Origin of the sequence: Kitasatospora sp. NPDC008050 (assembly GCF_042957465.1) — a bacterium.
GTDB lineage: Bacteria > Actinomycetota > Actinomycetes > Streptomycetales > Streptomycetaceae > Kitasatospora.
Window position 1 is genome coordinate 112,394 of sequence record NZ_JBIBIJ010000008.1, and the last position, 23,676, is coordinate 136,069.

Genomic DNA, 23,676 nt, shown 5'->3' on the forward strand with positions numbered 1-23,676 from the left:
TATACCGGCGGTTCTCAGGGTCATCCCCTAGAGGGACTGGGGCGCGGCCGCCGCAGGACCGGCACCTGCGGCTGACGCGGCCTCACCGCACGCCGTCGCACCATGACCGGGCCGGGCCGGTGATCCCTCCGGCCGGCTTCGAGGAGCAGGAGAGAGCATGTCCGACCGAACGTCATATCGCCGCCGTACCAACCGCTTTGCGGCCTCCTTCCTTGCCACCGCCGTCGCCACCGCGCTGCTCGCCGGGCTCGCTCCGGCGGCATCCGCCGACACCGCGCGCACCACCCTCGGCAGCGACCTGCAGGCACTCGTCGACACCGGAGCCGTCTCCGCGCTGGGCGAGGTCCGCCAGGACGGTCACACCCGCTGGCGCGGCAGCGCCGGCACGGCCGACCTGGCGACCGGCGCGCCTGTTCCCGCCCGCGCCCGGTTCCGGATCGCCAGTGTGACCAAGACCTTCGTGGCGACCGTGCTGCTCCAACTGGTCGGCGAGGGAAGGGTCCAGCTGGACGCCCCGGTCGAGGAGTACCTGCCGGGCGAGGTGCCGAACGGCTCGCAGATCACGGTGCGGGAGCTGCTGACCCACACCAGCGGGCTCTACAACTACGACGACGATCCCCGGTACGGACTGACCGACGAGGCCTCCGTGGAGACCTGGTTGGCCACCGGACGCTGGCAGACCCACCGTGCGGCCGATCTGGTCGGGGCGGCCTTCACGCACCCGCCGTCCTTCGAACCGGGCCGGGGCTGGCAGTACTCCAACACCGGCTACCTGCTGCTCGGGATGGTCATCGAGCGGGTCACCGGCCACAGTTGGCAGGACGAGGTGACCGGGCGGATCATCCGTCCGCTCGGCCTGCACGCGACGATCATGCCCACCACCTCACCGGACCTCCCCGGCCCGCACATCGACGGCTACCTCAACACCGCCGCGGGCCCCGCCGACAACACCCGCTTCAGTCCCTCCATCGCGGGCGCGGCCGGCGCCGGGATCTCGGACGCGGGTGACCTCTCCCGCTTCACCGCCGCCCTGCTCGGCGGCCACCTGCTGCGGCCGGCCGAACTCGCCGCCATGGAACAGGTGACCGACACCGCCGACGGCCTCCACTACGGCCTGGGCCTGGAACGCTTCGACACCCCCTGCGGCCCGTTCTGGGGCCACAACGGCAGCGGCCGCGGCTACGCCGACATCGCCGCCAGCTCGCCCGACGGCCGCCGCCAGTTCACCCTCGCCCTCACCCCCTACGAGAAGGGCACCCAGGCGGAGTTCGGCAAGGCCGTCCAGCAGGCGATCGACGACGCGGGCTGCGCCACCCACTGACGGTTCACGGGGGGACGGTTCACGAGGGGGGTGGGACGGTTCACGGGTGGCGGGACATCGACCTGATGCCGCTGCCGAAGGTGGCCACCAGGGCGGCGACGGCGACCAGCAGGGGGAAGACGAGCATGGCGGTGCGGCCGGCGACGTGGGCCAGCAGGACGCCGGCCAGGGCGGGGGCCAGGGCGGCGGCGGAAGTGGCGGCCAGCAGGAGCAGGCTGACCACCCGGCCCTGCAGGTGGTCCGGGGTGACGGCCGCCTGGTACCCGAAGAGGGCCGCGTTGGCGGTGGGGCCGAGGAAGACCGCGGCGGCCAGCGGTACCGCGGTCGCGATGCTGGCGGACAGCAGCACGCTGAGCGCCATCAGGGCCGCGGCGGACCAGCAGATCACCATGATCAGTGTCGGCAGGCGCAGCCGGCGTTGCAGGGCCGGGGCGGTGACGGCCCCCAGGAGGCCGCCCACGGCGACGACCATGCCGACCACGCCGACCAGGGCCGGTGACAGTCCGGAGCGCCGCAGCGAGATGGTCATCGAGAAGATCATGCCGGTGAAGGCCATGTTGAGCGGGGCGGCGATCACCAACAGGGCGCGCAGGAAGGGGTTGCCGAGGACGAAGCGCAGCCCCTGCCGGCCCGCCCCACCCCCGCCGGTGCCCGCCGGTGCCGCGGAGGACACCGCGGAGGACGCCGCGGAGGACGCCGAGGCGGCCCCCGCGGCAGCCGCCGGTGGCCGCGGCTGTTGCAGGGGCCGGCGGATGCAGGAGACGGCCACCAGCGACAGCAGGAAGGTGACGGCGTTGCCGAAGAACGGCAGCGCCCGGCCCAGCCCGAACAGCAGTCCCCCCAGCGGTGGCCCGGCCAGCGAAGTGCCGTACGCCCGCGCCTCGTTGCGGGCGACCGCGGTGACGATCTGGTCGGGCCGCACCAGGCTGCGCACCGCGGCGTGTTCGGCGGTGCTGAACAGCGCCGTGGCGGCGGCGCTGGCGGCCACCACCGCCAGGATCACCACCAGGTGGGCCCTGCCCGCCTCGATCGCGCACGCCAGGAGGGTGAACACCACCACCCGGGCGACGTCGCAGACGATCATCAGCCGGCGCCGGTCGAAACGGTCGACCAGGACGCCGGCCGGCAGCCGGCAGGCCATCGTGACGGCGAAGCCGACCGTCCCGACGAAGCCGGCCTGCTCCGGGGACCCGGTCAGCTGGAACACCAGCAGGGGCAGCGCCAGGTCCGCCATGGCGCTGCCCGTGTCCGAGAGGCACTGACCGGTCCAGAGCAGGTTGAAGGCGCGGTTGCGCCACAGGCTCGGCAGCCGCTCGGTCGCCGGCGCATCGCTGGTGGTGCCGGTCACCGCCCCACTCATGCCGGCTCCGTGGTGTTGATGACCAGCACCTTCGTCACCGAGCCCTCGTCGTCGACCACGTCGCGCAGGTGCCGAAAGCCCAGCCGTCGGCAGAGCGCGAGGCTCGCGGTGTTCTGCGCGCCCACCATTCCGTAGACCTCCTTGAGTCCGAGATTGTCCGCCGCATGGCGCAGCAGACCGCGCGCCACCTCGGCGCCCAGCCCGCGCCCCCAGAACTCCGGGGCGAGCGCGGCGATGAGTTCATGGCCCTCGACGTTCCCCGTCTTCTTCACCTCCGCGTGGCCCGCGTACGTGCCCTCCAGCCACAGGCCCCACACGTCGAAGATCCGTCTGGGGTACACGTCCGTCAGGATCGAGCGGAACAGCGCCCGGATGTCCGCTTCGGGGGCCCGCTCCTGGCCCATCCAGTGGCACACCTGCTCGTCGCGCAGCAGGGCGACGAAGGCGTCCTCGTCCTGGTCGCGGTAGGGGGTGAAGGTCACGTGTTCGGTGCGCAGTTCGGGGGTCATGATGGTCTCCTCACAAGGGGGTCGGGGGTGCACGGCAGGGGCGGGGCGCCGGCTGGTGAACCGGCGCCCCGATCGGCGTTCGGCCGCCGGGTCAGGCTCCGGCGTTCTCCATGCGCTCGCGCAGGCTGCGCGGACGCATGTCGGTCCAGACCTCGTCGACGTGGGCGACGCACTCCTCCTCGGTGCCCTCCTTGCCGACGGGGTGCCAGCCCGCGGGCACCTCGATGTCGAGCGGCCACAGCGAGTACTGCTCCTCGTCGTTGCGCAGCACCTGGTAGCGGGTGTTCTCGTCCATGTCGCGTTTCCTCACGTAGTCACTGGGTTGTCATCACTGGCCGGTCGTCGCCGGTGGGCGGTGCCCGGCGGGGCGGGTGTGCGGTCACCGGCCGGTCCGGGCGTGCCGGGCGATGTGGCGCAGCACCTGGCCGAACTCCTCGGCCACCTGCCGCACGCTCGCGGTGGGGTGGACGGCGGGGCGGTGGTGCCAGGTGAAGGCGAGCCGGCCGTGCTGGACGGCGCCCACCACCTCCACCAGGTGGGAGCCGCCGTCCCGGGGATCGTGGTCCTGTCCGAAGGAGCCGTGCTCGGTGCGCACCAGGGCGCCCTCGGCGACCTCCGGGCGGGCGTCCCACTGGCCGAGGTAGTTGAAGACCACCTGGCCGTGCGCGGCCCCGGCCAGGCGCTCGCGGACCTCGGGCGTGCCGAAGGTGCGCAGGGCGCCGAAGCCCAGCCCGTTGCCCGGTACCGCGCGCAGTTGGCGGCGGATCGACTTCACCAGGGCGCGCCAGTCGCGGTCGGGGCGCAGGTCGTCGGGAGCGGGCACCTGGAAGGCGACCGGGTAGACGGTGGTGAACCAGCCCACCGTGCGGGAGAGGTCGACGCCCTCCAGCACGTCCTCGCGGCCGTGCCCCTCCAGGTCCAGCCGGACCCGGTCCTGTCCGTTCCACCGGGCCAGCGCCAGCGCGAGCGCCGCGAGCAGCACGTCGTTGACCCGGGTGCGGTAGGCCGCGGGCGCGGCCCGCAGCAGCGCCTCGGTGTCCGCTTCGCCCAACTCCACGGTGATGGTGGCCGTTTCGGCGGGCACGGGTCCCACCGGGAGACCGGCGGGGGCCGCATCGGCGCTCACCGCCTGCTCCCAGTACGGCAGTTCGTGGTCCAGGCCACCCTCGGCGACATGGCCGGCGAGGCCGAGCGCCCACTGCCGGAAGGAGGTGCCGCGCTCCCCCAGCGTGATCGCCTCGCCCCGGGTGGCCTGGCGGTGGGCGCTCTCCAGGTCGTCGCGCAGCACGCGCCAGGAGACCGCGTCCACGGCCAGGTGGTGGGCGACCAGGAGCAGGAAGACCGGCTGGTCCGCGTCGCCGGTGAACAGGGCCGCGCGCAGCAGCGGCCCGCGGGCCAGATCGAAGCGGGTGTGCAGCTCGTCGGCGGCCTTGGCCATGGCCGCCTCGGCCTCCTCGGTCGACTGCCCGCTCAGGTCGTACTCGGCGAGGAGGTCCTCGCCGGGGGCCGGCGGCGGGTTGAACTGCTGCCAACTCCCGTTCCCGTCGCGGGTGAAGCGCATCCGCAGGGCGTCGTGGTGTTCGAGGAGGGCGTCCAGCGCGGCACGCAGGGCCTGCGGGTCGGGGGCGGCGCCCAGTTCCAGCAGCATCGACTGGTTGAAGTGGTGGTGGGCGGCGCGCGGGGAGCCCAGGAACCACTCCTGGATGGCGGTGAGCGGCACCTCTCCGGTCACCGGGCCCTCGCCCCCGCGCTCGGGGACGCTGCGCACCACGGCGGCCAGTTCGGCCAGGGTCTGATGGGTGAACAGGTCCCGGGTGGCCAGGTGCAGGCCTTCGCGGCGCAGCCGCGAGACCACCTGCATGCTCAGGATGGAGTCGCCGCCCAGCACGAAGAAGTTGTCGTCGAGGCCGACCTCCTCGACGCCCAGCACGTCGGCCCAGATGCGGGCGACGTGGCGTTCGGTGTCGGTGCCCGGCGCGCGGTGTGCTGCGCCGGCGGCCGGGGCGGGGCCGGGTTCGGGCAGCGCCCGCCGGTCGGTCTTGCCGTTGGGGGTCAGTGGCAGCCGTTCCAGCGGCACGAACAGCGCGGGGACCATGTGGGGCGGCAGCAGGTCGGCCAGGTGCACGCGCAGGTCCGCGACCGGCACGCGTTCGGGCAGCGGCACGGCGGAGTCCTGCGCGGGCACGATGTAGGCCACCAGCCGGCCGGCCCCGGACGCCGCGCCCTCGCCGGCCGGGTCCCCGCTCGCGTCGGTGCGCACCGTGACGACGGCGTCGCGCACCAGGGGGCTGCGGCGCAGCGCGCTCTCGATCTCCCCCGGTTCGATCCGGAACCCGCGCAGCTTGATCTGCTCGTCCACGCGGCCGGCGAAGCGCAGCTCGCCGTCGGACCGGCGCCGGGCCAGGTCGCCGGTGCGGTACATCCGCTCGCCCGGGGCGCCGTAGGGGTCGGGGACGAAGCGCTGGGCGGTCAGGCCCGGGCGGCCCAGGTAGCCGCGGGCCAGGCCGGGCCCGGCCACGTACAGCTCCCCGGTGACCCCGGGCGGCACCGGGCGCAGCGCGGCGTCCAGGAGGTAGGCGCGAGTGGCGCCGCTGGGCCGGCCGATGGCCGGCGTGCCGGCGCCCGGCGCGAGCGGGCCGGTCCAGGTGGCGACGACCGTGGCCTCGGTGGGCCCGTACGAGTTGATCATCCGGCGGCCCGGTGCCCAGGTGTCGACCAGGTCGGCCGGGCAGGCCTCGGCGCCCACGATCAGGGTGCGCAGCGCGGGCAGCGCGCCGGCCGTCCGCGGATCGACGGTGGCCAGGGCCGCCGGGGGGATCAGCGTGTGGCTGATCCGCCGTCCGGCCAGCACCTCGGCCAGCCGTTCGCCCACCAGTGGCCCCTCCTCGCCGGTGACCAGCGCCGCGCCGCTCAGCAGCGAGGTGCACAGCTCCAGCACGGAGGCGTCGAAGCTGGGCGAGGCGAACTGGAGCACCCGGTCGCCGGGGCCCACCGCGTACTGCTCGGCGGCGGCGGCCGCGAAGGCGGCCAGCCCGCGGTGGGTGACCACCACGCCCTTGGGCGTCCCGGTCGAGCCGGAGGTGTAGATGACGTAGGCGGGGTGGTCGGGCGTGAGTGCGCCGGTGCGCTCGGCGTCGGTGGGCGCCGCCGCCGGCCCGTCCTCGACCCAGACCTCGCCCGGGTCCGCCAGCACCAGGTGGGCGCGCGCGTCGCGCACCATGAACTCCCGCCGCTGGGCCGGGTACTGCGGGTCGACGGGCAGGAAGGCGCCGCCGGCCTTGGTGACGGCCAGCTGCGCCACCACCATCTCCGCCCCGCGCGGCAGGGCCAGGGCCACCAGCCGCTCCGGGCCCACGCCCTGGCGGATGAGCCGGTGCGCCAGCCGGTTGGCCGCCCGCTCCAGCTCGGCGTAGCTCAGCTCCCGGTCGCCGTCGGCCAGCGCCGGCGCTCCGGGGGTGCGGGCCGCCTGCCGCTCGAACAGCTGCGGCAGGGTCGCCGCCGCGACCGGGCCACAGGTGCCGCGCGCCTGCTCCAGCAGGCCGGCCAGCTCCTCGTCCCGGGCCAGCGGCAGGGCGCCCAGCGGGCGTTCGGGATCCTGCGCCACGGCGGTCAGCAGGGTGGTGAGCTGGGCGGCCATCCGCTCGGCGGTGGCCGGCTCGAACAGGTCCGTGTTGTAGGTGAGCAGGCCGTGCAGCGCTCCGGAGTCCGTCTCGGCGAACTCCAGGGTGAGGTCGAAGGCGGCCTGCTCCACCTCGGTCTCGACGTCCGTCACCGCCAGGCCCGGCAGGTCGAGGTCGGCCGCCGGGGTGTTCTGCAGCACCACCATGACCTGGAAGAGCGGGCTGCGGCTGGTGTCGCGCAGCGGCTGCACCTCGTCCACCACCCGCTCGAACGGCACGTCCTGGTGCGCGAAGGCCTCCAGCACCGTCTGCCGCACCCCGGTGAGGAACTCGGTGAAGGGCTGCTCCGCCGGCGCCTGCGAGCGCAGCACCAGGGTGTTGACGAAGAAGCCGATCAGGTTCTGCGTCTCGGTGCGGTCGCGGCCCGAGGTGACGGTGCCGACCGTGATGTCGGTGTCCCCGCCGAGCCGGGCCAGGTAGGCCTGGGCGCCGGCCACGAGCGTGGTGAACAGGGTGGTTCCGCGCGCCCGGCCGACCTGGAGCAGCCGCCGGGCGGTGGCGGCGGGCAGCTCCAGGCGGGCGGTGGCCCCGTTGCTGGTGCGCACCGCGGGCCGTGGCCGGTCGGTGGGCAGCTGGAGCGGCTGAATGCCCGTCAGATGCTGCTTCCAGTAGGCGAGCTGCTCCTCGCCGGCGGCGGCGTGGGCGGTGCGCTGCCAGTGCGCGTAGTCCGCGTACTGCACCGCGAGCGGCGGCAACTCGGCCTCGGCCGAGTCGACTTCGGCGCGGTAGTGCTGGGCCAGCTCGGTGAGCAGCACGGAGGTCGACCAGCCGTCGGTGACGATGTGGTGCAGATTGAGCAGCAGCACGTGCTCGTCGTCGGCCAGCCGGACCAGGCCGGTGCGCAACAACGGCCCCTCACGCAGGTCGAAGGGGCGGGCCCGTTCCTCGGCCAGCAGCCGGCGCAGGGCGCCGCCGCGCTGCTCGCCGGGCAGCCGGGACAGGTCGTGCGGCGTCAGCGGCACCTCGCGCGGGGGGTGGACGATCTGGACGCCGTGGCCGTCCACGCTCTCGAAGGTGGTGCGCAGCGATTCGTGGCGTGCCACCACCGCGCTCAGTGCCGCCGCGAGGGCGGCGGCGTCCAGCGCGCCGCGCAGGCGCAGCGCCAGCGCGGTGACGTACTCCACCCCGCCGGGCGCGAACTCCTCCAGGAACCACAGGCGTTGCTGGGCGTAGGACATCGGCGCCGCCGCGTCGCGGGCCACCGGCACGATCGCGGCCTGCGCCCGCCCGGGCTGTTCGGTCAGCAGCCGGGCCAGCCCGGCCGGGGTGGGGTGGGTGAACACCGCGCGCGGGGTCAGGTCGGTCCCGAAGACCTCGGCCAGGCGGGAGGCGAGCCGGATGCTGAGGATGGAGTCCCCGCCCAGCTGGAAGAAGTCCTCCGTCACGCCCGGCGCCCGGCCGCCCAGCACCTCGGCGAAGACCTCCACCGCCCGGCGCTCGGCGCCGGTGCGCGGCGCCACCCGCTCGCGGACGGCGGCGTCGTGGTCCGGCTCGGGCGCCGGCAGGGCCGCCCGGTCGACCTTGCCGTTGCCGGACAGCGGCAGCGCGGCCAGCGCCACGAAGGCGGCGGGCACGAGGTAGTCGGGCAGCGTCCGGGCGGCGAAGGCCCGCAGCTGCGCCGGGTCCTGGCCCGCCGGGCCGACCACGTAGGCCACCAGCCGCTTGCCGCCGGGCCCCTCCTCGCGGGTGACAACGGCGAGGTCGACGACGCCGGGGTGCGCGGCGAGCGCGGCCTCCACCTCGCCGGGCTCCACCCGGAAACCACGGATCTTCACCTGGTCGTCCACCCGGCCCAGGAACTCCAGCGTGCCGTCCGTCCGCCGCCAGGCCAGGTCGCCGGTGCGGTACATCCGGGCGCCGGGGGCGCCCAGCGGGTCGGCCAGGAAACGCGCCGCGGTCTGACCGGGACGGCCCAGATAACCGCGCGCCACGCCCTCGCCCGCCACGAACAACTCCCCGGCGCAGCCCGGCGCGACCGGCCGCAGCCGCCCGTCCAGGACGTGCACCCGCTTGTCGTCCAGCGGCCGGCCGATGGGCACCACCTCGGGCACCGCGGCCGCGTCGGCCAGGGTGTGGGAGGTCGCGAAGGTCGTGGTCTCGGTGGGTCCGTAGCCGTCCACCACGCTCAGGCCAGGGCAGGCGGCCAGCACCCGGCGCACGGCGGCGGCGGGCACCACGTCGCCGCCGGTCCACAGGCGGCGCAGGCCGGCGAAGCAGTCGGGCGCGTCCTGGGCCAGCAGCCGGAAGAGTCCGGCGGTGAGCCACAGGGCCGTCAGCCCCTGGCCGGCCAGTCGCCGCAGCAGGGCCGCGTCCACCGGGCCGTCGGGGGCCACGACCACGCAGCCGCCGGTCAGCAGCGGCGCCCACACCTCGAAGGTGGCGGCGTCGAAGGCCACCGGCGAGTGCAGCAGCACCTGGGCGCAGGGGCCGCCGGCGAAGCGGCTGTCGGTGGCCAGCGAGGCCACGTCGCGGTGCCGCACCCCCACCGCCTTGGGCACCCCGGTGGATCCGGAGGTGAACATCACGTATGCCAGCCGGTCGGGGTCGGCGGGCGGCGCCACCGGCGCGGCCTCGCCGGTGCGGGCAGTCTCGCCGGTACGGGCAGCCTCGCCGGTACGGGCAGCCTCGCCGGTACGCGCGGCGGCGACCTGGGCGGCGGTGAGCCGCACGGTGGCACCCGCCTGGGCGAGCAGGGCGCTGCGCCGCTCCTCGGGGGCGCGGGCGTCCACCGGCAGATAGGCGCCGCCCGCCTTGAGGACGGCCAGCTGGGCGACGACCAGTTCGGCCGAGCGGTCCATCAGCAGCGCCACCCGCTCCTCGGCGGCCAGGCCCTGGGCCAGCAGCCGGGCGGCCAGCCGATCGGACCAGCGGTCCAGCTGACGGTAGGTCACCGCCCGCTCGCCCTCGCGCACCGCGCAGGCGTCCGGGGTGCGGCGGGCCTGCTCGGCGAAGATCCGCACCGGGCTGGCCGGGGCCGCCTGGCGGGCGGTGGTGTTCCAGGAGGCGAGCAGTTCGCGGTCGGCGCCGGTGAGCGGCTCCAGCCGCCCGAGGTCGCCGGCGGGGCCATCAGCGGGGCCACCGTCAAGACTGTCGGCGAGGGCCGTGAGCAGCACCGCCAGGCGCTGCACCGCCACCCGCGCGGTGGCGTGGTCGAACAGTGCCGGGTCGTAGGCCAGATCGAAGCCGAGCCGCTCGGTCAGCTGGGCGCGCAGACACCACGGGAAGGTGGTGGCGTCCTGCGCGCGCACCTCCGCCACCCGCACCCCGGTGCGCTCCGCGACCGACTCGTCGACGGGGTAGTTCTCGAACACCAGCATGCTGTCGAACAGCGCCTCGCCGGCCGGGACACCGCTCAGCGCCTGGATCCGCGGCAGCGCCAGGTGGTCGAAGCCGCGGCCCTCGCTCTGCCGGTCCTGCAACTCCCGCAGCCAGCCGCGCACTTCACCGCTGGCCGGGATCCGGACCCGGGTCGGCACGGTGTTGATGAACATGCCGATCATCGTCTCGACACCGGGCAGCTCGGCCGGACGTCCGGAGACGGTGGTGCCGAACACCACGTCGCCCGCGCCGCTGCAGCGCGCCAGCAGCAGTGCCCAGGCGCCCTCCACCAGCGTGTTGACGGTCAGTCCGGCACCGGCCGCGCCCGTCCGCAGCCGCTGGGAGAGCGCCTCGTCCAGCTCGTGGTGGACGGCCGCGGTGGAGCGCGCGCGGTGCGCCTGGGCCGGGGTGCGGTCGTAGGGCAGCGGGGTGCGGGTGCCGAAGCCGGCCAGCTGCTGGGCCCAGTGGGCCTCGGCGGCGCTCCGGTCCTGCCCGGCCAGCCAGCGCAGGAAGTCCGCGAACGGCCGGCGGACCAGCGAGGGGGCCTGCGCGCCGCCGGTCAGCGCGCCGTAGTGCTCGCACACCTCGGTGAGCACCTGTCCGCTGCTCCAGCCGTCCAGGATCAGGTGGTGGGTGGACCAGAGCAGCAGCACCTCCTCGCCGGGCAGGGCGGCCAGGGTGAGACGGGTGAGCGGCGCGGCGGTCAGCTCCATACCGGCGGCCCGGTCGGCGGCCAGCAGCCGCTCGGTCTCCACCGCCCGCCGCTCGGGCGAGAGCGAGCGCCAGTCCAGCTGGGTGATGGGCAACTCGGCCTGCTGGTGCACCAGTTGGACCGGGTGTGGCAGCTGTCGCCAGTGCACGCTGGTGCGCAGTGCCTGGGTCCGGTCGGCCACCTGCTGCCAGGCCCGGGCGAACAGCTGCGGGTCACCGACGCCGGACAGCCGCACCACGATCCGGTCCACGTAGGCGCCCTCGCTGTCGAGGAGTCCGTGGAAGAGCATCCCGGACTGCAGCGGGGTCAGCGGCAGCACGTCGGCCGCCTGGCGCCCGTCACCGATCAGCGCGTCCAGCTGGTCCTGGGTCAGGCCCGCGAGCGGGAAGTCGGACGGGGTGCGGCCGCCGGCCCCAGGAGCGGCGCAGTGCGCCACGATCTCGCGCAGCGCCGCGCACATCTCCTCGGCCAGCCGGCGCACGGTGGCCTCCTCGTAGACGGCCGCCGGGTAGGTCCAGCCCAGTTCCAGGCGTCCGTCCTGGACCACCCCCGTGATGTCGAGCAGGTAGGGGCGCGGCTCGTCCGGGTCGGTGTCACGCCCGGCCGCGGGCAGCGAGCCGCGGTAGAGGCCGCCCTCGGCGGCACCGGCGGCGTCGAACCGCCCGTGGTAGTTGAAGCCGATCTGCGGGGCCGCCGAGGGCACGCCCTCGGGCCGCAGGTGGTGCAGCGCGCCGAAGCTCAGCCCGTGCAGCGGCACGGCGCGCAGCTGCTCCTTGACCGACCGCAGGGTCTCGTGCCAGCCCGCCTCGGGGGCCACCCGCAGGGCGAGTGGGAACTCGGCGGTGAACCAGCCCACCGTCCGGGACAGGTCCAGGTCCTCGAAGAGGTCCTCGCGGCCGTGCCCCTCCATGCCGACCAGCACGCTCTCGCGCCCGCACCAGCGGGCCAGGGTGCGGCCCAGCGCGCTCAGCAGCACGTCGTTGACCTGGGTGCGGTAGACGGCGGGGACCTGGCGCAGCAGTGCCTCGGTCGTGTGCTCCTCCAGCATGACGCTCACCGTGGCCGCCGTGCCGTGGGTGTTGGGGCCGGGCCGCCCCGCGGGCAGCGCGGCCGGGGCCGCCGCCGTACGGGTCCAGTGGTCCGCGTCGGCGGCCAGCGCACCGGAGCGGGTGTGCTGCTCCAGCCGGGTGGCCCAGTGGCCGAAGGAGGTTCCCGGCGGCGGCAGTTCGACGGTGCCGCCCGAGGCGGCCAGGCGGTGGGCCGCCGCCAGGTCGGCCAGCAGGATGCGCCAGGACACACCGTCCACCGCCAGGTGGTGGACGGTGATGACGAGCTGGCCCGGCTGCCCCTCGCCGCGCTCGAAGAAGAGCGCCCGGGCCATCCGGCCCTCGGTGGGGTCGAGCCCGGCCTGGGCCTGCTCCGTGGCGCGCCGCACCTCGGCCTCCAGCGCCGCGGGGTCGAGACCGGCCACCTCGTGCCGGCTGAAGACGCCCTGCGGCGCCTGCTCCAGCACCTCCTGGTACCAGCCGCCGGCGCCGTGGCGGAACCGGGTGCGCAGCGCCGCGTGGCAGCGCAGCACGGCCGACACCGCCTCGCCCAGCGCCGACGCATCGGTGTCCGGCGCCAGTTCCAGGCGCTGGGTCATGGTGAAGCGCAGGGCCTCGCCGGGGCGGCGGGCATCGAGGTACCAGTGCTGGATCGGGGTGAGCGGCGCCCGGCGGGGCGCCGGGTCGGCGCCGGCCGGCCCGGACGCGGCAGCGGACGCGGCAGCGGACGCGGCCGCTTCGCCGACCCGCAGGGCGAGTTCGGCCACGCTCTGGTAGCGGAAGACGTCCTTGGTGGTGAGGGTCAGACCCGCGGCGCGGGCCCGCGAGACGATCTGGATGCTCAGGATGGAGTCGCCGCCCAGCGCGAAGAAGTTGTCCCGCGCTCCGACCCGCGCCACACCCAGCACCTCGGCCCAGATCGTGGCCAGCCGCTCCTCGGTGCCGGGGCGCGGCGCCACGAAGGCGGTGGTGGTCTCGGGCTGGGCGGGCGGGGCGGGCAGCGCGCGGCGGTCGGTCTTGCCGCTGGTGGTGCGCGGGATCCGGGCCAGCGGCACGAACGCGGCGGGCACCAGGTGGTCGGGCAGGGTGCGCCGCAGGGCGGCCCGCAGCTCGTCGGCGGGCGGCACCCGGTCCCCGGCGGGCACCAGGTAGGCCACCAGCATCAGGCGCCCGGCGTGCTCACGGGCGATCACCACGCAGTCGGCGACGTCCGGGTGCGCCAGCACGGCGGCTTCCACCTCGCCGGGCTCGATCCGGAATCCGCGGATCTTGACCTGCTCGTCCACCCGGCCCAGGAACTCCAGCAGCCCGTTCGCGTCCCAGCGCGCCCGGTCACCGGTGCGGTACATCCGGGCCGCCGCCTCCCCGAAGGGGTCGGGCAGGAAGCGGGCGGCGGTCAGGCCGGGCCGGTTCAGGTAGCCGCGCGCCACCTGCGCCCCGGCCAGGTACAGCTCCCCCGGCATCCCGGGCGGCACCGGCCGCAGCGCGTCGTCGAGCACGTAGGCGCGCAGGTTGCCGCCCGGGCGACCGATCGCCGGGCGCCCGGGGCTGTCGGTGCAGCGAAGGTAGACCGCGTCGACCGTGCACTCGGTGGGCCCGTACATGTTGTAGGCGCTGACGCCGAGTGCCGCCGCCGCGCACAGCTCCTGCCACGCGGTCGCGGAGACGGCCTCGCCGCCCACCAGCAGCAGGCGCGGACGGTGGCGCCCGGGTGCGAGCAGCCCGGCGGCGGTGAGTTCGCGCAGGTAGGACGGGGTGATGTTGACCAGGTCCAGGCGGCTTTCGGCGATCTGGTCGCAGAACGCCTGCGGGTCCAGGCGCACCTCCTCGTCGATCAGGTGGACCTCCTGGCCGAGCGCGAGCAGCAGCGCGCCCTCCCAGCTGGTGTCGAAGGAGAACGAGGCGCTCAGCGCCATCCGCAGGCGGTGCCCGTCGCCGGTGTGCGGCTCCACCAGCCGGACGCGGTGGTCCAGGCAGAGGTTGACCAGCTGACGGTGCTCCACCAGCACGCCCTTGGGCCGGCCGGTGGTGCCGGAGGTGTGGACGATGTAGGCGCCGTGCCCGGGCAGCAGCGGGGCGGTGCGGTCCGTGTCGGTCAGGTCGTGGCCGGGCAGGCGCTCCCAGGCCGCCTCGCGCAGGCTCCGCTCGGTCAGCACGGTCCGCGGCCGGGCGTCGTCGAGCAGCAGGGCGGCCCGCTCCTCGGGCAGCTCCAGGTCGACGCAGAGCAGGGTGGCGCCCGCCTTGAGCACCGCGAACACCGCCACCACCAGGTCCGCGGTGCGCGGCAGCCGCACCGCGACCACCTGCTCCGGGCCCGCTCCCAGGGCGGCCAGGTGCCGGGCGAGCCGGTTGGCGCGCTCGTTGAGGGCGGTGAAGTCGAGGGTGGCGTCGCGGGCCACCAGGGCGGTGGCGGTGGGGGTGCGGGCCGCCTGGGCCTCGAAGAGCGCGGGGAAGGTGGTCTGCGCCCGCGGCAGCGCCGGGCCCTGCCCCCACTGCAGCAGTTGCCGCTGTTCGCCGGCCGCCATCAGCGGCAGCACGCCCACCGCGCGGTCCGGGTCCTGGGCCACCGCTGCCAGCAGCACCCGCAGCCGGGCGGCCAGGCCCTCGGCGGTCGCCACGTCGAACAGGCCGGTGTTGTACTCCAGATGGCCGGTCAGGCCACCGTCCTGCTCGACGAAGTCGAAGGACAGGTCGAAGGTCGCGCCCCGGACCGGCGCCGTCACCGGCGTCACCGCCAGCCCCGGCAGCCGGGGTGCCTGCGCGCCCAGGTTGTGCAGGGCCACCATCACCTGGAAAAGCGGCGTGCGGCTGGTGTCGCGCTCGGGTTGCAGGGCGTCGACCAGCTGCTCGAACGGCACCTCCTGATGGGCGAACGCCGCCAGCACCGCGGTGCGCGCCCGCACCAGCAGCTCGCGGAACGAGCACTCGGGGCGCACCTGGCCGCGCAGCACCAGGGTGTTGACGAACATGCCGACCACGTCGTGCAGTTCGTGCCGCTCGCGGCCCGAGGCGACGGTGCCGACCGTGACGTCCGGCTGGCCGGCCCAGCGGGCGAGCAGCACCTGACAGGCCGCCAGCAGGGTCATGTAGAGCGTGGCGTCGGCCTCCCGGCCGCGCTCGCGCAGCCGGGAAGTCAGCTCGGCGGGCAGCGTGAAGGTCACCAGCGCGCCCTCGCGGGTGCGCACCGCGGGCCGGGGCCGGTCGGTGGGCAGCTCCAGCGGGACCAGGCCGGCCAGCTCCCGGCGCCAGTGCGCCAGGTCCGCCTCGGCGCGGTCGGTGCGCGCGCGCTGCCAGGCGGCGTAGTCGGCGTAGCGCACCGGCAGGGCGGGCAGCTCGGGCCCGCGCCGCTCGCGGGCCGCCGTGTACAGCTCGCCCAGGTCGCGGCCCAGCACCGCCATCGACCAGCCGTCGGTGACGATGTGGTGCACCGCCAGGGCGAGCACGTGCTCCTCCTCGGCCACCCGCACCAGGCGGGCGCGCAGCAGCGGCCCGGCGGCCAGGTCGAAGGGGGTGGCGGCCAGGGCTTCCAGCAGCGCCTCCAACGCCCCCGGGGCAGGCTCCAGGTCCGCGCGGGTCACCTCCACCGGCCGCGGCGGGTGCACCAGTTGCCGCGCCCGTCCGTCCTGCTCGGCGAAGGTGGTGCGCAGCGCCTCGTGCCGGGCCACCAGGCCGTCGAGGGCCGTGTGCAGCGCCTGCTGGTCGAGCCGGCCGCGCAGGCACAGCACGGACAGGGTGGTGTAGTCGGTGCTGCCCGGCTCGAAGCGGTCCAGGAACCAGAGCCGCTGCTGGGCGTAGGACAGCGGTATCTCGGCGTCCGGCTCCACGGCGCGGATCGCCGCCGAGGTGTCCGCGCCGGCCGGGCCCGCGAGGGCGGCGGCCAGCTCCGCGAGGACGGGGTGGGTGAACAGCAGCCGGGGCGAGACCTCGCCGCCGAAGGCCGCGCGCAGCCGCGAGGTGACCCGGATCGCCAGGATGGAGTCACCGCCGAGGGCGAAGAAGTTGTCGCCCGCGCCGACCTCCTCGGTGTCCAGCACCTGCGTCCACGCCTCGGCGACCAGCCGTTCGGCGCGGGTGCGCGGCGCGATGCGCTCGGGGCCGGTGGCGAAGCCGTCGGGGCCCGGTGCGGGCAGGGCGCGCCGGTCGAGCTTGCCGTTGCCGGTCAACGGCAGGGCGGTCAACGGGACATAGGCGGCGGGCACCAGGTAGGCGGGCAGCAGCCGCTCCAGGTACGCGCGCAGCACCGCGGCCGCCGGGGGCGTCGGTTCGGTGCCCACCACGTGGGCCACCAGCCGGCGGGTGCCGGAGGCGTCCTGGTACACGCCCACGCTCGCCTCGCGCACCTGCGGGTGGGTGTGCAGCGCGGCCTCGATCTCGCCGGGCTCGATGCGGTAGCCGCGGATCTTCACCTGCTGGTCGGCGCGCCCCAGGTAGGCAAGGGTGCCGTCGGCCCGCCACCGCGCCCGGTCGCCGGTGCGGTACATCCGGGTGCCGGGCGGCCCGAACGGGTCGGCCACGAAGCGGCTCGCGGTCAGGCCGGGGCGGTTCAGGTAGCCGCGCGCCAGGCCCTCCCCCGCCACGTACAGTTCGCCCACCGCGCCCGCGGGCACCGGTGCGCGGTCCGCGTCCAGCACGTAGACGCGCAGGTCGGCGATGCCGGTGCCGATCGGCCCCGGCCCGCCCGCGGCCGCCGTCGCGGCGTCCAGCTCGGCGTGGGTGACGTGCACGGTGGTCTCGGTGATGCCGTACATGTTCACCAGCCGCGGCGCGTCCTGCGGGTGACGGGCGTACCAGTCGGCGAGCCGGGTCACCTCCAGCGCCTCACCGCCGAAGACGACCGTGCGCAGCGCCAACCGGTCGCCGAGTCCGGGGTGTTCGGCGTCCGCGCGGATGAGCGGGTAGAACGCCGAGGGGGTCTGGTTGAGGACGGTGACCTGTTCCTCGGCGAGCAGGCGCAGGAAGTCCTCCGGCGAGCGGGCGGTGTCCTCGGGCACCACCACCAGCCGCCCGCCGTGCAGCAGCGGGCCCCACAGTTCCCAGACCGAGAAGTCGAAGGTGTAGGAGTGGAAGAGGGTCCACACGTCGTCCGGGCCGAAGCCGAACAGCTCCTGGGTCCGGCCGAACAGCCGCACCACGTTGGCGTGCGGCACCACGACGCCCTTGGGGCGGCCGGTGGAGCCGGAGGTGAAGATGGCGTAGGCGGGGCTGTCGGGCAGCGGTCGGTGCGCGGGTGCCAGGGCGCCGGCCGGGCGCCGCGCCAGGTCGGCACGCACCTCCGGCTCGCCCAGCGCCAGCACCGGCACCCCGCTCTCCCCCACGGGCTGCGGCGAGAGCGTCACCAGCGTCACCGGGCGGGCGTCGCCGAGCAGTTGGGCCAGGCGCTCGGCGGGCAGCGCGGGGTCCAGCGGCAGGTAGGCCGCGCCGGTCTTGAGGACGGCGAGCACCGCCACCACCTGGTCCACCGAACGCGGCAGCGCGAGGGCCACGAACTGCTCGGGCCCGGCGCCGAGTTCGGCCAGCCGATGGGCGAGGCGGTCGGCCCGTGCGTCCAGGGCGGCGTAGTCGAGCCGGTCCGCGCCGCAGCTGACGGCCTGCGCCCGCGGGGTGCGGGCCGCCTGTGCCTCGAACAGGTCGACCAGGCTCTGCGTAGGCCGGCCCTGTGCGGTGCCGTTCCAGGCGACCAGGATGCGCCGCCGCTCCTCGGCGCTCGTCCAGGCCAGGGCGCGCAGCGGACGGTCCAGGTCCCGGGCCAGCTCGGTGAGCAGCAGGCACAGCCGCTCGGCGAGGGTGCGCACGGTCGCGGCCTCGAACAGCTGCGGGTCGTAGGCGAGGTCGAAGCCCAGACTCTCGCCCTGGTAGGCGCGCAGCACCAGCGGGTAGTTGGTGGTGTCGTGGGAGGAGACCTCGGCCAGCCGCACGCCCGAGTCCGCGGCGCGGCTCTCGTCGAAGGGGTAGTTCTCGAAGGCGACCATGCTGTCGAAGAGCGCGCCGCCCGCGGGCACGTCGCTGAAGCCGGTCAGCTCGGCCAGCGACACCGCGGCGAAGCGCCGGGCCTCGGCCTGCGCCTGCTGCAGCTCGCGCAGCCACTGGGCGGCGGTGCGGGCGCCGTCCACCCGGACCCGGGTGGGCAGGGTGTTGATGAACATGCCGATCATCGACTCGACGCCCGGCAGGTCGTCCGGGCGCCCGGAGACGGTGGTGCCGAAGAGCACGTCCGGCTCGGCGCCGTAGCGCGACAGCAGCAGCGCCCAGGCGCCCTGCACCAGGGTGCTCAGGGTCAGCCCGGACTGCCGGGCGGTGCGGGCCAGTTGCCCGGACACCTGCGCGGACAGCCCGGTCGTGTGCACCCCGGCCGACCGGGCGCCGTGCTCCGGGCGCCGGGGGTGGTCCGCCGGCAACGGGGTCACGGTGGCGAAGCCGCTCAGGACGCCGCGCCAGTGCGCGCGGGCGGCCTCGGTGTCCTGGTCGGCCAGCCAGCGCACGTAGTCGCCGAACGGTCGGCGCGCGGCGGGGCGCACCGGAACGCCGGTGGTCAGGGCCGCGTACTCCTCGAAGACCTCGGTGAGCACCTGGGCCAGGCTCCAGCCGTCCAGGATCAGGTGGTGCGAGGTCCACAGCAGTTGCACCCGGGCGTCGGGCAGCTGGACCAGGGTGAGCCGCATCAGCGGCGCCACCGCGATGTCCAGGCCCTGGGCGAGGTCCTCGGCGCGCACCTGGGCCAGCCGCTGGTCACGCTCGCCGGGGTCGGCCGCGCGCAGGTCCAGCTGGACCACCGGCACCTGGACGCCGCGGTGCACGACCTGCAGCGGGACGGGGACGCCCTCCCACACCACCGAGGTGCGCAGCGCGGGCGTGCGGTCGGTGACCCGCTGCCAGGCCAGGGCCAGGGCGCGGGGGTCGTCGACGCCCTCCAGGAGCAGGGCGGCCTGGTCGACGTACACGTCCTGCGAACCGCCGACCAGGCGGTGGAAGAGCATGCCCTCCTGCAGCGGGGTCAGCGGCAGCAGGTCCTCCACCTGCCGCCCGTCGCCGACCAGCCGGTCCACGCCTGCCTGGTCCAGCTGGGCCAGTGGGAAGTCGCAGGGGGTGCGGCCGCCGGATCCGGGGCGGGCGCAGTGCTCGACGATGGCGGCCAGCGCAGCGGTCATGGCGTGCGCCAGGGCCTCGACGGTGGCCGCCTCGTGCACCTGGTCGCTGTAGTGCCAGGTGATCTGCAGCTCGCCGTCGGCCACCACGGCGGAGATGTCGAGCAGGTGGTCCAACGGCTCGTCGGGTGCGATGTCCCGGCCCGGCACCTCGCCGGCGGGGGCGAAGTCCCCGGCCTCGGCGGCGGTCCACTGGCCGTGGTAGTTGAAGCAGACCTGCGGCAGCGCCCTCTCGCCAAGGGCCCGGGCGCCGGGGTGGGGTGAGCCCAGGCGGGCCAGTGCCTCGTAGCTCAGACCGCGGCGGGGTACCGCCCGCAGCTGCTCCTTGACGGCCTTGAGGGTGTCGGCCCAGTCCGGCGCCACCGTGAGGGTGACGGGGTACTGGGAGGTGAACCAGCCGACGGTGCGCGAGACGTCCAGGTCTTGGTCCTGTGCCGCGCCGAGGTCCTCGCGGCCGTGGCCCTCCAGGGTGACGGCCACCTGTTCGGCGCCCGTCCAGTCGGCCAGCACCCGGCCCAGCGCGCTGAGCAGCACGTCGTTGACCTGGGTGCGGTAGACGCCGGGGACCTCGCGCAGCAGTGCCTCGGTGGTGGCGCGGTCGAGCCGGGTACGCAGGGTGCGCACCGAGCCGGCCGGCGGGCGGCCCGGGCGGTCCACCGGCAGGGGGGCCACCAGGGCCTGGGCCTGGGCGGTCCAGTAGGGCAGGTCCTCGTCCAGCTCGCCGGCCCGCACCCGCTCGGCCAGCGTGTGGGCCCAGTCGGTGAACGCGGTGTGCTCGGGCGCCAGGCCCAGCGGCTCGCCCGCCGCCGCCTGCCGGTAGGCGTGCGCCAGGTCGGCGAGCAGCACCCGCCAGGAGACGCTGTCCACGGCCAGGTGGTGGGCCGTCAGGAAGAGCTGGGGCCGGTCCCCGGCCGCCGGCAGCAGCAGGGCGGCGCGCAGCAGGGCGCCGGTGGCCGGGTCCAGCTCGGCGCGGGCGGCCTCGGCGGCCCGGAGCCGGGCGGCCTCGGCAGCGTCATCGGCACCGGCGTCATCGGCACCGGCGTCGGCCAGGTCGTGACGGGTCAGCAGACCGGTGGCCGGGCCCGCGCCCGGGTGCTGCCACCAGGCGCCGTCCTCGGTGCGGGTGAACCGGGTGCGCAGCGCCGGGTGCGCGGCCACCAGCGCCTTGACGGCCTGCTCCAGGGCCCGCTCGTCCAGCTCGCGCGGCAGGTCCAGCAGCATCGACATGGTGAAGTGGCGCAGCGGGCCGTGGGTGGCGAAGAACCACTCCTGCACCGGGGTCAGCGGGGCCGGGCCCTGCTCCCGCACGCGCGGGGCTGTCGCCGGGGCCGTGCTGTGGCGGGCCGCGGCGACCAGGTCGGCGACGGTCTGGTGGCGGAAGACGTCGCGCGAGCTGAGCCGCAGGCCCGCGGCGCGGGCCCGGGAGACGGCCTGGATGCTCAGGATCGAGTCGCCGCCCAGCTCGAAGAAGTTGTCGGTGACGCCGACCCTGGCCACCCCGAGCACCTCGGCCCAGATGGCGGCCAGGGTCTGCTCCTCGGGGGTGCGCGGGGCGGTGAACTCCCGCTCGTGCCCGGCGGCTTCGGGGTCGGGGGCGGGCAGGGCGCGGCGGTCCAGCTTGCCGCTGACGGTCAGCGGCAGCGCGGTGAGCGCGGTGAAGGAGGAGGGCACCAGGTGGTCGGGCAGCACCCGCCGCAGGGCCGCGCGCAGCTCGGCGGCGGGCGGCGCGTCACCGGCGCCGACGGAGGCGGAGACGGAGACGGAGACGGAGGCGCCGGCGGTGGCCGGGACGACGTAGGCCGCCAGCCGCAGGTGGCCGTGCGCGTCGGGCAGCGCGAGGACGGCGGCGGCGGCGATCTCCGGCAGCTCCAGCAGCGCCGCCTCCACCTCGCCCGGCTCGATCCGGTGGCCGCGCACCTTGACCTGGTCGTCGGCGCGCCCCAGGTAGTCCAGGCGCCCGTCGGCCGTCCAGCGCGCCAGGTCGCCGGTGGCGTACATCCGGGACCCCGGCGGCCCGAACGGGTCGGCCACGAAGCGGGCGGCGGTCATCCCCGGCCGGTTCGCGTAGCCGCGGGCCAGTTGCGCGCCGGCCAGGTGGAGCTCCCCGCTCACCCCGGGCGGCACCGGCTGGAGCCGGTCGTCCAGCACATAGGCCCGCACGCCGGGCAGCGCCCGCCCCACCAACGGGCGGTCCTGGTCGGCGATCCGGCAGGACAGCGCGTCGACCGTGCACTCGGTGGGTCCGTAGAAGTTGTAGGCGGCCACCCGCGGGTGGCCGGCCAGCTCGCGCCAGAGCGCCGGGCCGACCGCCTCGCCGCCGAGCATCAGCACCCGCGGGCAGTGCCGCGGATCGCTGAGCAGCCCGGCGGGCAGCAGCTGGCCCAGGTAGGTGGGCGTCAGGTCCAGGAAGTCGATGCGGTGGCGCACCACGTACTCGACCAGCGCGCCCGCATCCATCCGGGTCTCCTCGTCCACCAGGTGCAGCGGGTGGCCGTCGGCCAGCAGCAGCACCCCCTCCAGGGAGGTGTCGAAGGAGAAGGAGGCGGTCAGCGCCACCCGCAGCGGGCCGCCGCCCGCCTCGGCGACGAAGCCCGCCCGGTGCGCGGCCAGCAGGTTCAGCAGCGCGCGGTGCTCCACCGCAACGCCCTTGGGGCGGCCGGTGGAGCCGGAGGTGTACAGCAGGTAGGCGGTGTTCGCCGGGCGCAGCGGGGCGTGGCGCTCGGCATCGCCCGGGTCGGTGTCGGGGGCGGTGGCGGGCACCGCGCGCAGCGCCCGCTCGTCGAGCACCAGCGCCGGGCGGGCGTCCGCCAGCAGGTGGCGCACCCGCTCCTCGGGCAGCGCGGGGTCCAGCGGCAGATAGCCGGCGCCGGACTTCCAGACGGCGAGGATCGCCACGATCAGGTCGGCGGTGCGCGGCAGCCGCAGCGCCACCAGGCGCTCCGGGCCCGCTCCCTGGGCGATGAGGTGGTGGGCGAGCCGGTTGGCGCGGGCGTTGAGGGTGGCGTAGTCGAGCCGTTCGTCCCCGGCGACCAGGGCCGGGGCGTGCGGGCTCAAGGCCGCCCTGCGCTCGAAGAGTTCGGGGTAGCTGATCTCCTCGACGGTCGGCGCGGCGGTGTTCCGGTCCCGGGTCAGCTCGTGTACCTGCCGCGCGGAGAGCAGCGCCAGGGTGCCCAGCGGCCGGTCCGGTTCGGCGGCGGCGCCCGCCAGCAGCCGCAGCAGCTGATCGGCCATCCGCTCGGCGGTGGCCGCCTCGAAGAGGTCGGCGCGGTACTCCAGCAGGCCGGTCAGCTGCTCGCCGTCCGGCACGAACTCCACGCTCAGGTCGAAGGTGGCGGCCTGCCTCGGCACGTCCACCGGTGTGACGGCAAGGCTCCGCGGGGCGCCGGTGGCGGGAGGCGCGGGGTGCAGCAGGACCATCACGTCGAAGAGCGGGTTGCGGCCCGCCTCGCGGGGTGCGCCCACCGCCTCGACCAGCCGCTCGAAGGGCGCCTCGCCGTGCGCGAAGGAGTCGTTGACGGTCTCGGCGCAGCTCGCCAGCAGCGCGCGGAAGGTCCCGGTGGGCTCCACCGGGGTGCGCAGCACCACCGTGTTGACGAAGCAGCCGACCGCCCGTTCCAGCTCGGTGCGCGAGCGTCCGGGCGTCAGCGAGCCGACGGTGATGTCCTGTTGACCGGACCAGCGGGCCAGCAGCGCCTGGGTGGCGGCCACCAGGGCGGTGTGCAGCGTGGTGTGCCGTTCGGCGGCCAGTTCGCGCAGCCGGGCCACCAGTGGCGCGGGGACGGTGAAGCCGTGGATCGCCCCCGGGCCGGCCTCCTGGCCGCGCCGCGGCTGGTCCAGCGGCAGCGCGGGCGCCACCGCTTTGGCCAACTGGCGCTTCCAGTAGGCGAGATGTCCCTCCAGTCGGGCGCCGGAGAGCTGCTCGCGCTGCCAGGCCGCGAAGTCCGGGTACTGCGTCACCACCGCGGGCAGGTCCGGCTCGGCGCCCCGGGCCAGGGCGTCGTAGGCGGTGCACAGCTCGTCCAGGACCACGCCCATCGACCAGCCGTCGGTGACGATGTGGTGCGCGGTCAGCAGCAGCACGTGCGAGGTGCTCGACTCGCGCACCAGCAGGGCCCGCAGCACCGGGCCCTCGCGCAGGTCGAAGGGGCGGGAGTACTCCGCCAGCAGCGTGGCCTCAAGGTCCTGCGGCCCGGTCGGCTGCTGGACGGGCAGCGGCAGCGGCCGCGCCGGGTGCACGGTCTGCGCCAGGCGGCCGTCGCTCTCCTCGAAGGTGGTGCGCAGCGCCTCGTGGCGTTCCACCACGAGCGAAAGGGCCCGGGCCAGCGCCTGCTGCTCCAGTGGCCCGGTGAAGCGCACGGCGAGCGCGCTGTTGTAGCGGGCGTCGCCGGGCTGCAGCCGGTCCAGGAACCACAGGCGCTGCTGGACGAAGGACAGGGGCAGCGGGCGGGTGCGGTCGGCCCGCGGGATGCCACGGTCGGCGGCGGCTGCCTCGCCGCCGCCGGAGCGTCCGGCCAGCCGGCGGCGCAGCGCCTCCTGGAGGTCGCCGGGCAGGGCCGCGGCGCGGTCGCGCTTCGAAGGCGTCATGGTC

At 75.7% G+C, this 23,676-nt stretch carries 5 protein-coding genes; 1 reads left to right on the top strand and 4 read right to left on the bottom strand.

Features of this window, described 5'->3' with window-relative positions; translation table 11 throughout:
• Positions 1–157: 157 nt before the first annotated feature.
• Positions 158–1,321 carry a serine hydrolase domain-containing protein gene (locus ACFZB9_RS17850; RefSeq protein WP_391448139.1) on the top strand — a complete coding sequence of 388 codons (1,164 nt, stop codon included), beginning with the start codon at positions 158–160 and terminating at the stop codon, positions 1,319–1,321.
• A gap of 40 nt (positions 1,322–1,361) precedes the next feature.
• Here the strand turns inward: ACFZB9_RS17850 and ACFZB9_RS17855 are convergent, their stop codons facing one another.
• The 4 genes from ACFZB9_RS17855 to ACFZB9_RS17870 form a co-directional block, all read right to left on the bottom strand.
• The gene (locus tag ACFZB9_RS17855; protein WP_391448141.1) at positions 1,362–2,681 is read right to left on the bottom strand and encodes an MFS transporter; all 1,320 of its coding nucleotides are present in this window, start codon (positions 2,679–2,681) and stop codon (positions 1,362–1,364) included.
• Positions 2,678–3,190 (bottom strand): GNAT family N-acetyltransferase, encoded by a 513-nt coding sequence (locus ACFZB9_RS17860; protein ID WP_391448142.1) that lies wholly within the window; start codon positions 3,188–3,190, stop codon positions 2,678–2,680. Before ACFZB9_RS17860 ends, ACFZB9_RS17855 begins: the two co-directional genes overlap by 4 nt.
• A 91-nt stretch (positions 3,191–3,281) precedes the next feature.
• Positions 3,282–3,485 (bottom strand): MbtH family protein, encoded by a 204-nt coding sequence (locus ACFZB9_RS17865; protein WP_391448144.1) that lies wholly within the window; start codon positions 3,483–3,485, stop codon positions 3,282–3,284.
• 84 nt (positions 3,486–3,569) lie between these two features.
• Complete coding sequence (locus tag ACFZB9_RS17870) at positions 3,570–23,672, bottom strand: non-ribosomal peptide synthase/polyketide synthase (protein WP_391448146.1); 20,103 nt, start codon at positions 23,670–23,672, stop codon at positions 3,570–3,572.
• Positions 23,673–23,676 lie beyond the last annotated feature (4 nt).

Bases quoted from the DNA above. Each gene is read 5' to 3' on its own strand.
- ACFZB9_RS17860 (WP_391448142.1), bottom strand. From the start codon at position 3,190: ATGACCCCCGAACTGCGCACCGAACACGTGACCTTCACCCCCTACCGC.
- ACFZB9_RS17855 (WP_391448141.1), bottom strand. From the start codon at position 2,681: ATGAGTGGGGCGGTGACCGGCACCACCAGCGATGCGCCGGCGACCGAG.
- ACFZB9_RS17865 (WP_391448144.1), bottom strand. From the start codon at position 3,485: ATGGACGAGAACACCCGCTACCAGGTGCTGCGCAACGACGAGGAGCAG.
- ACFZB9_RS17850 (WP_391448139.1), top strand. From the start codon at position 158: ATGTCCGACCGAACGTCATATCGCCGCCGTACCAACCGCTTTGCGGCC.
- ACFZB9_RS17870 (WP_391448146.1), bottom strand. From the start codon at position 23,672: ATGACGCCTTCGAAGCGCGACCGCGCCGCGGCCCTGCCCGGCGACCTC.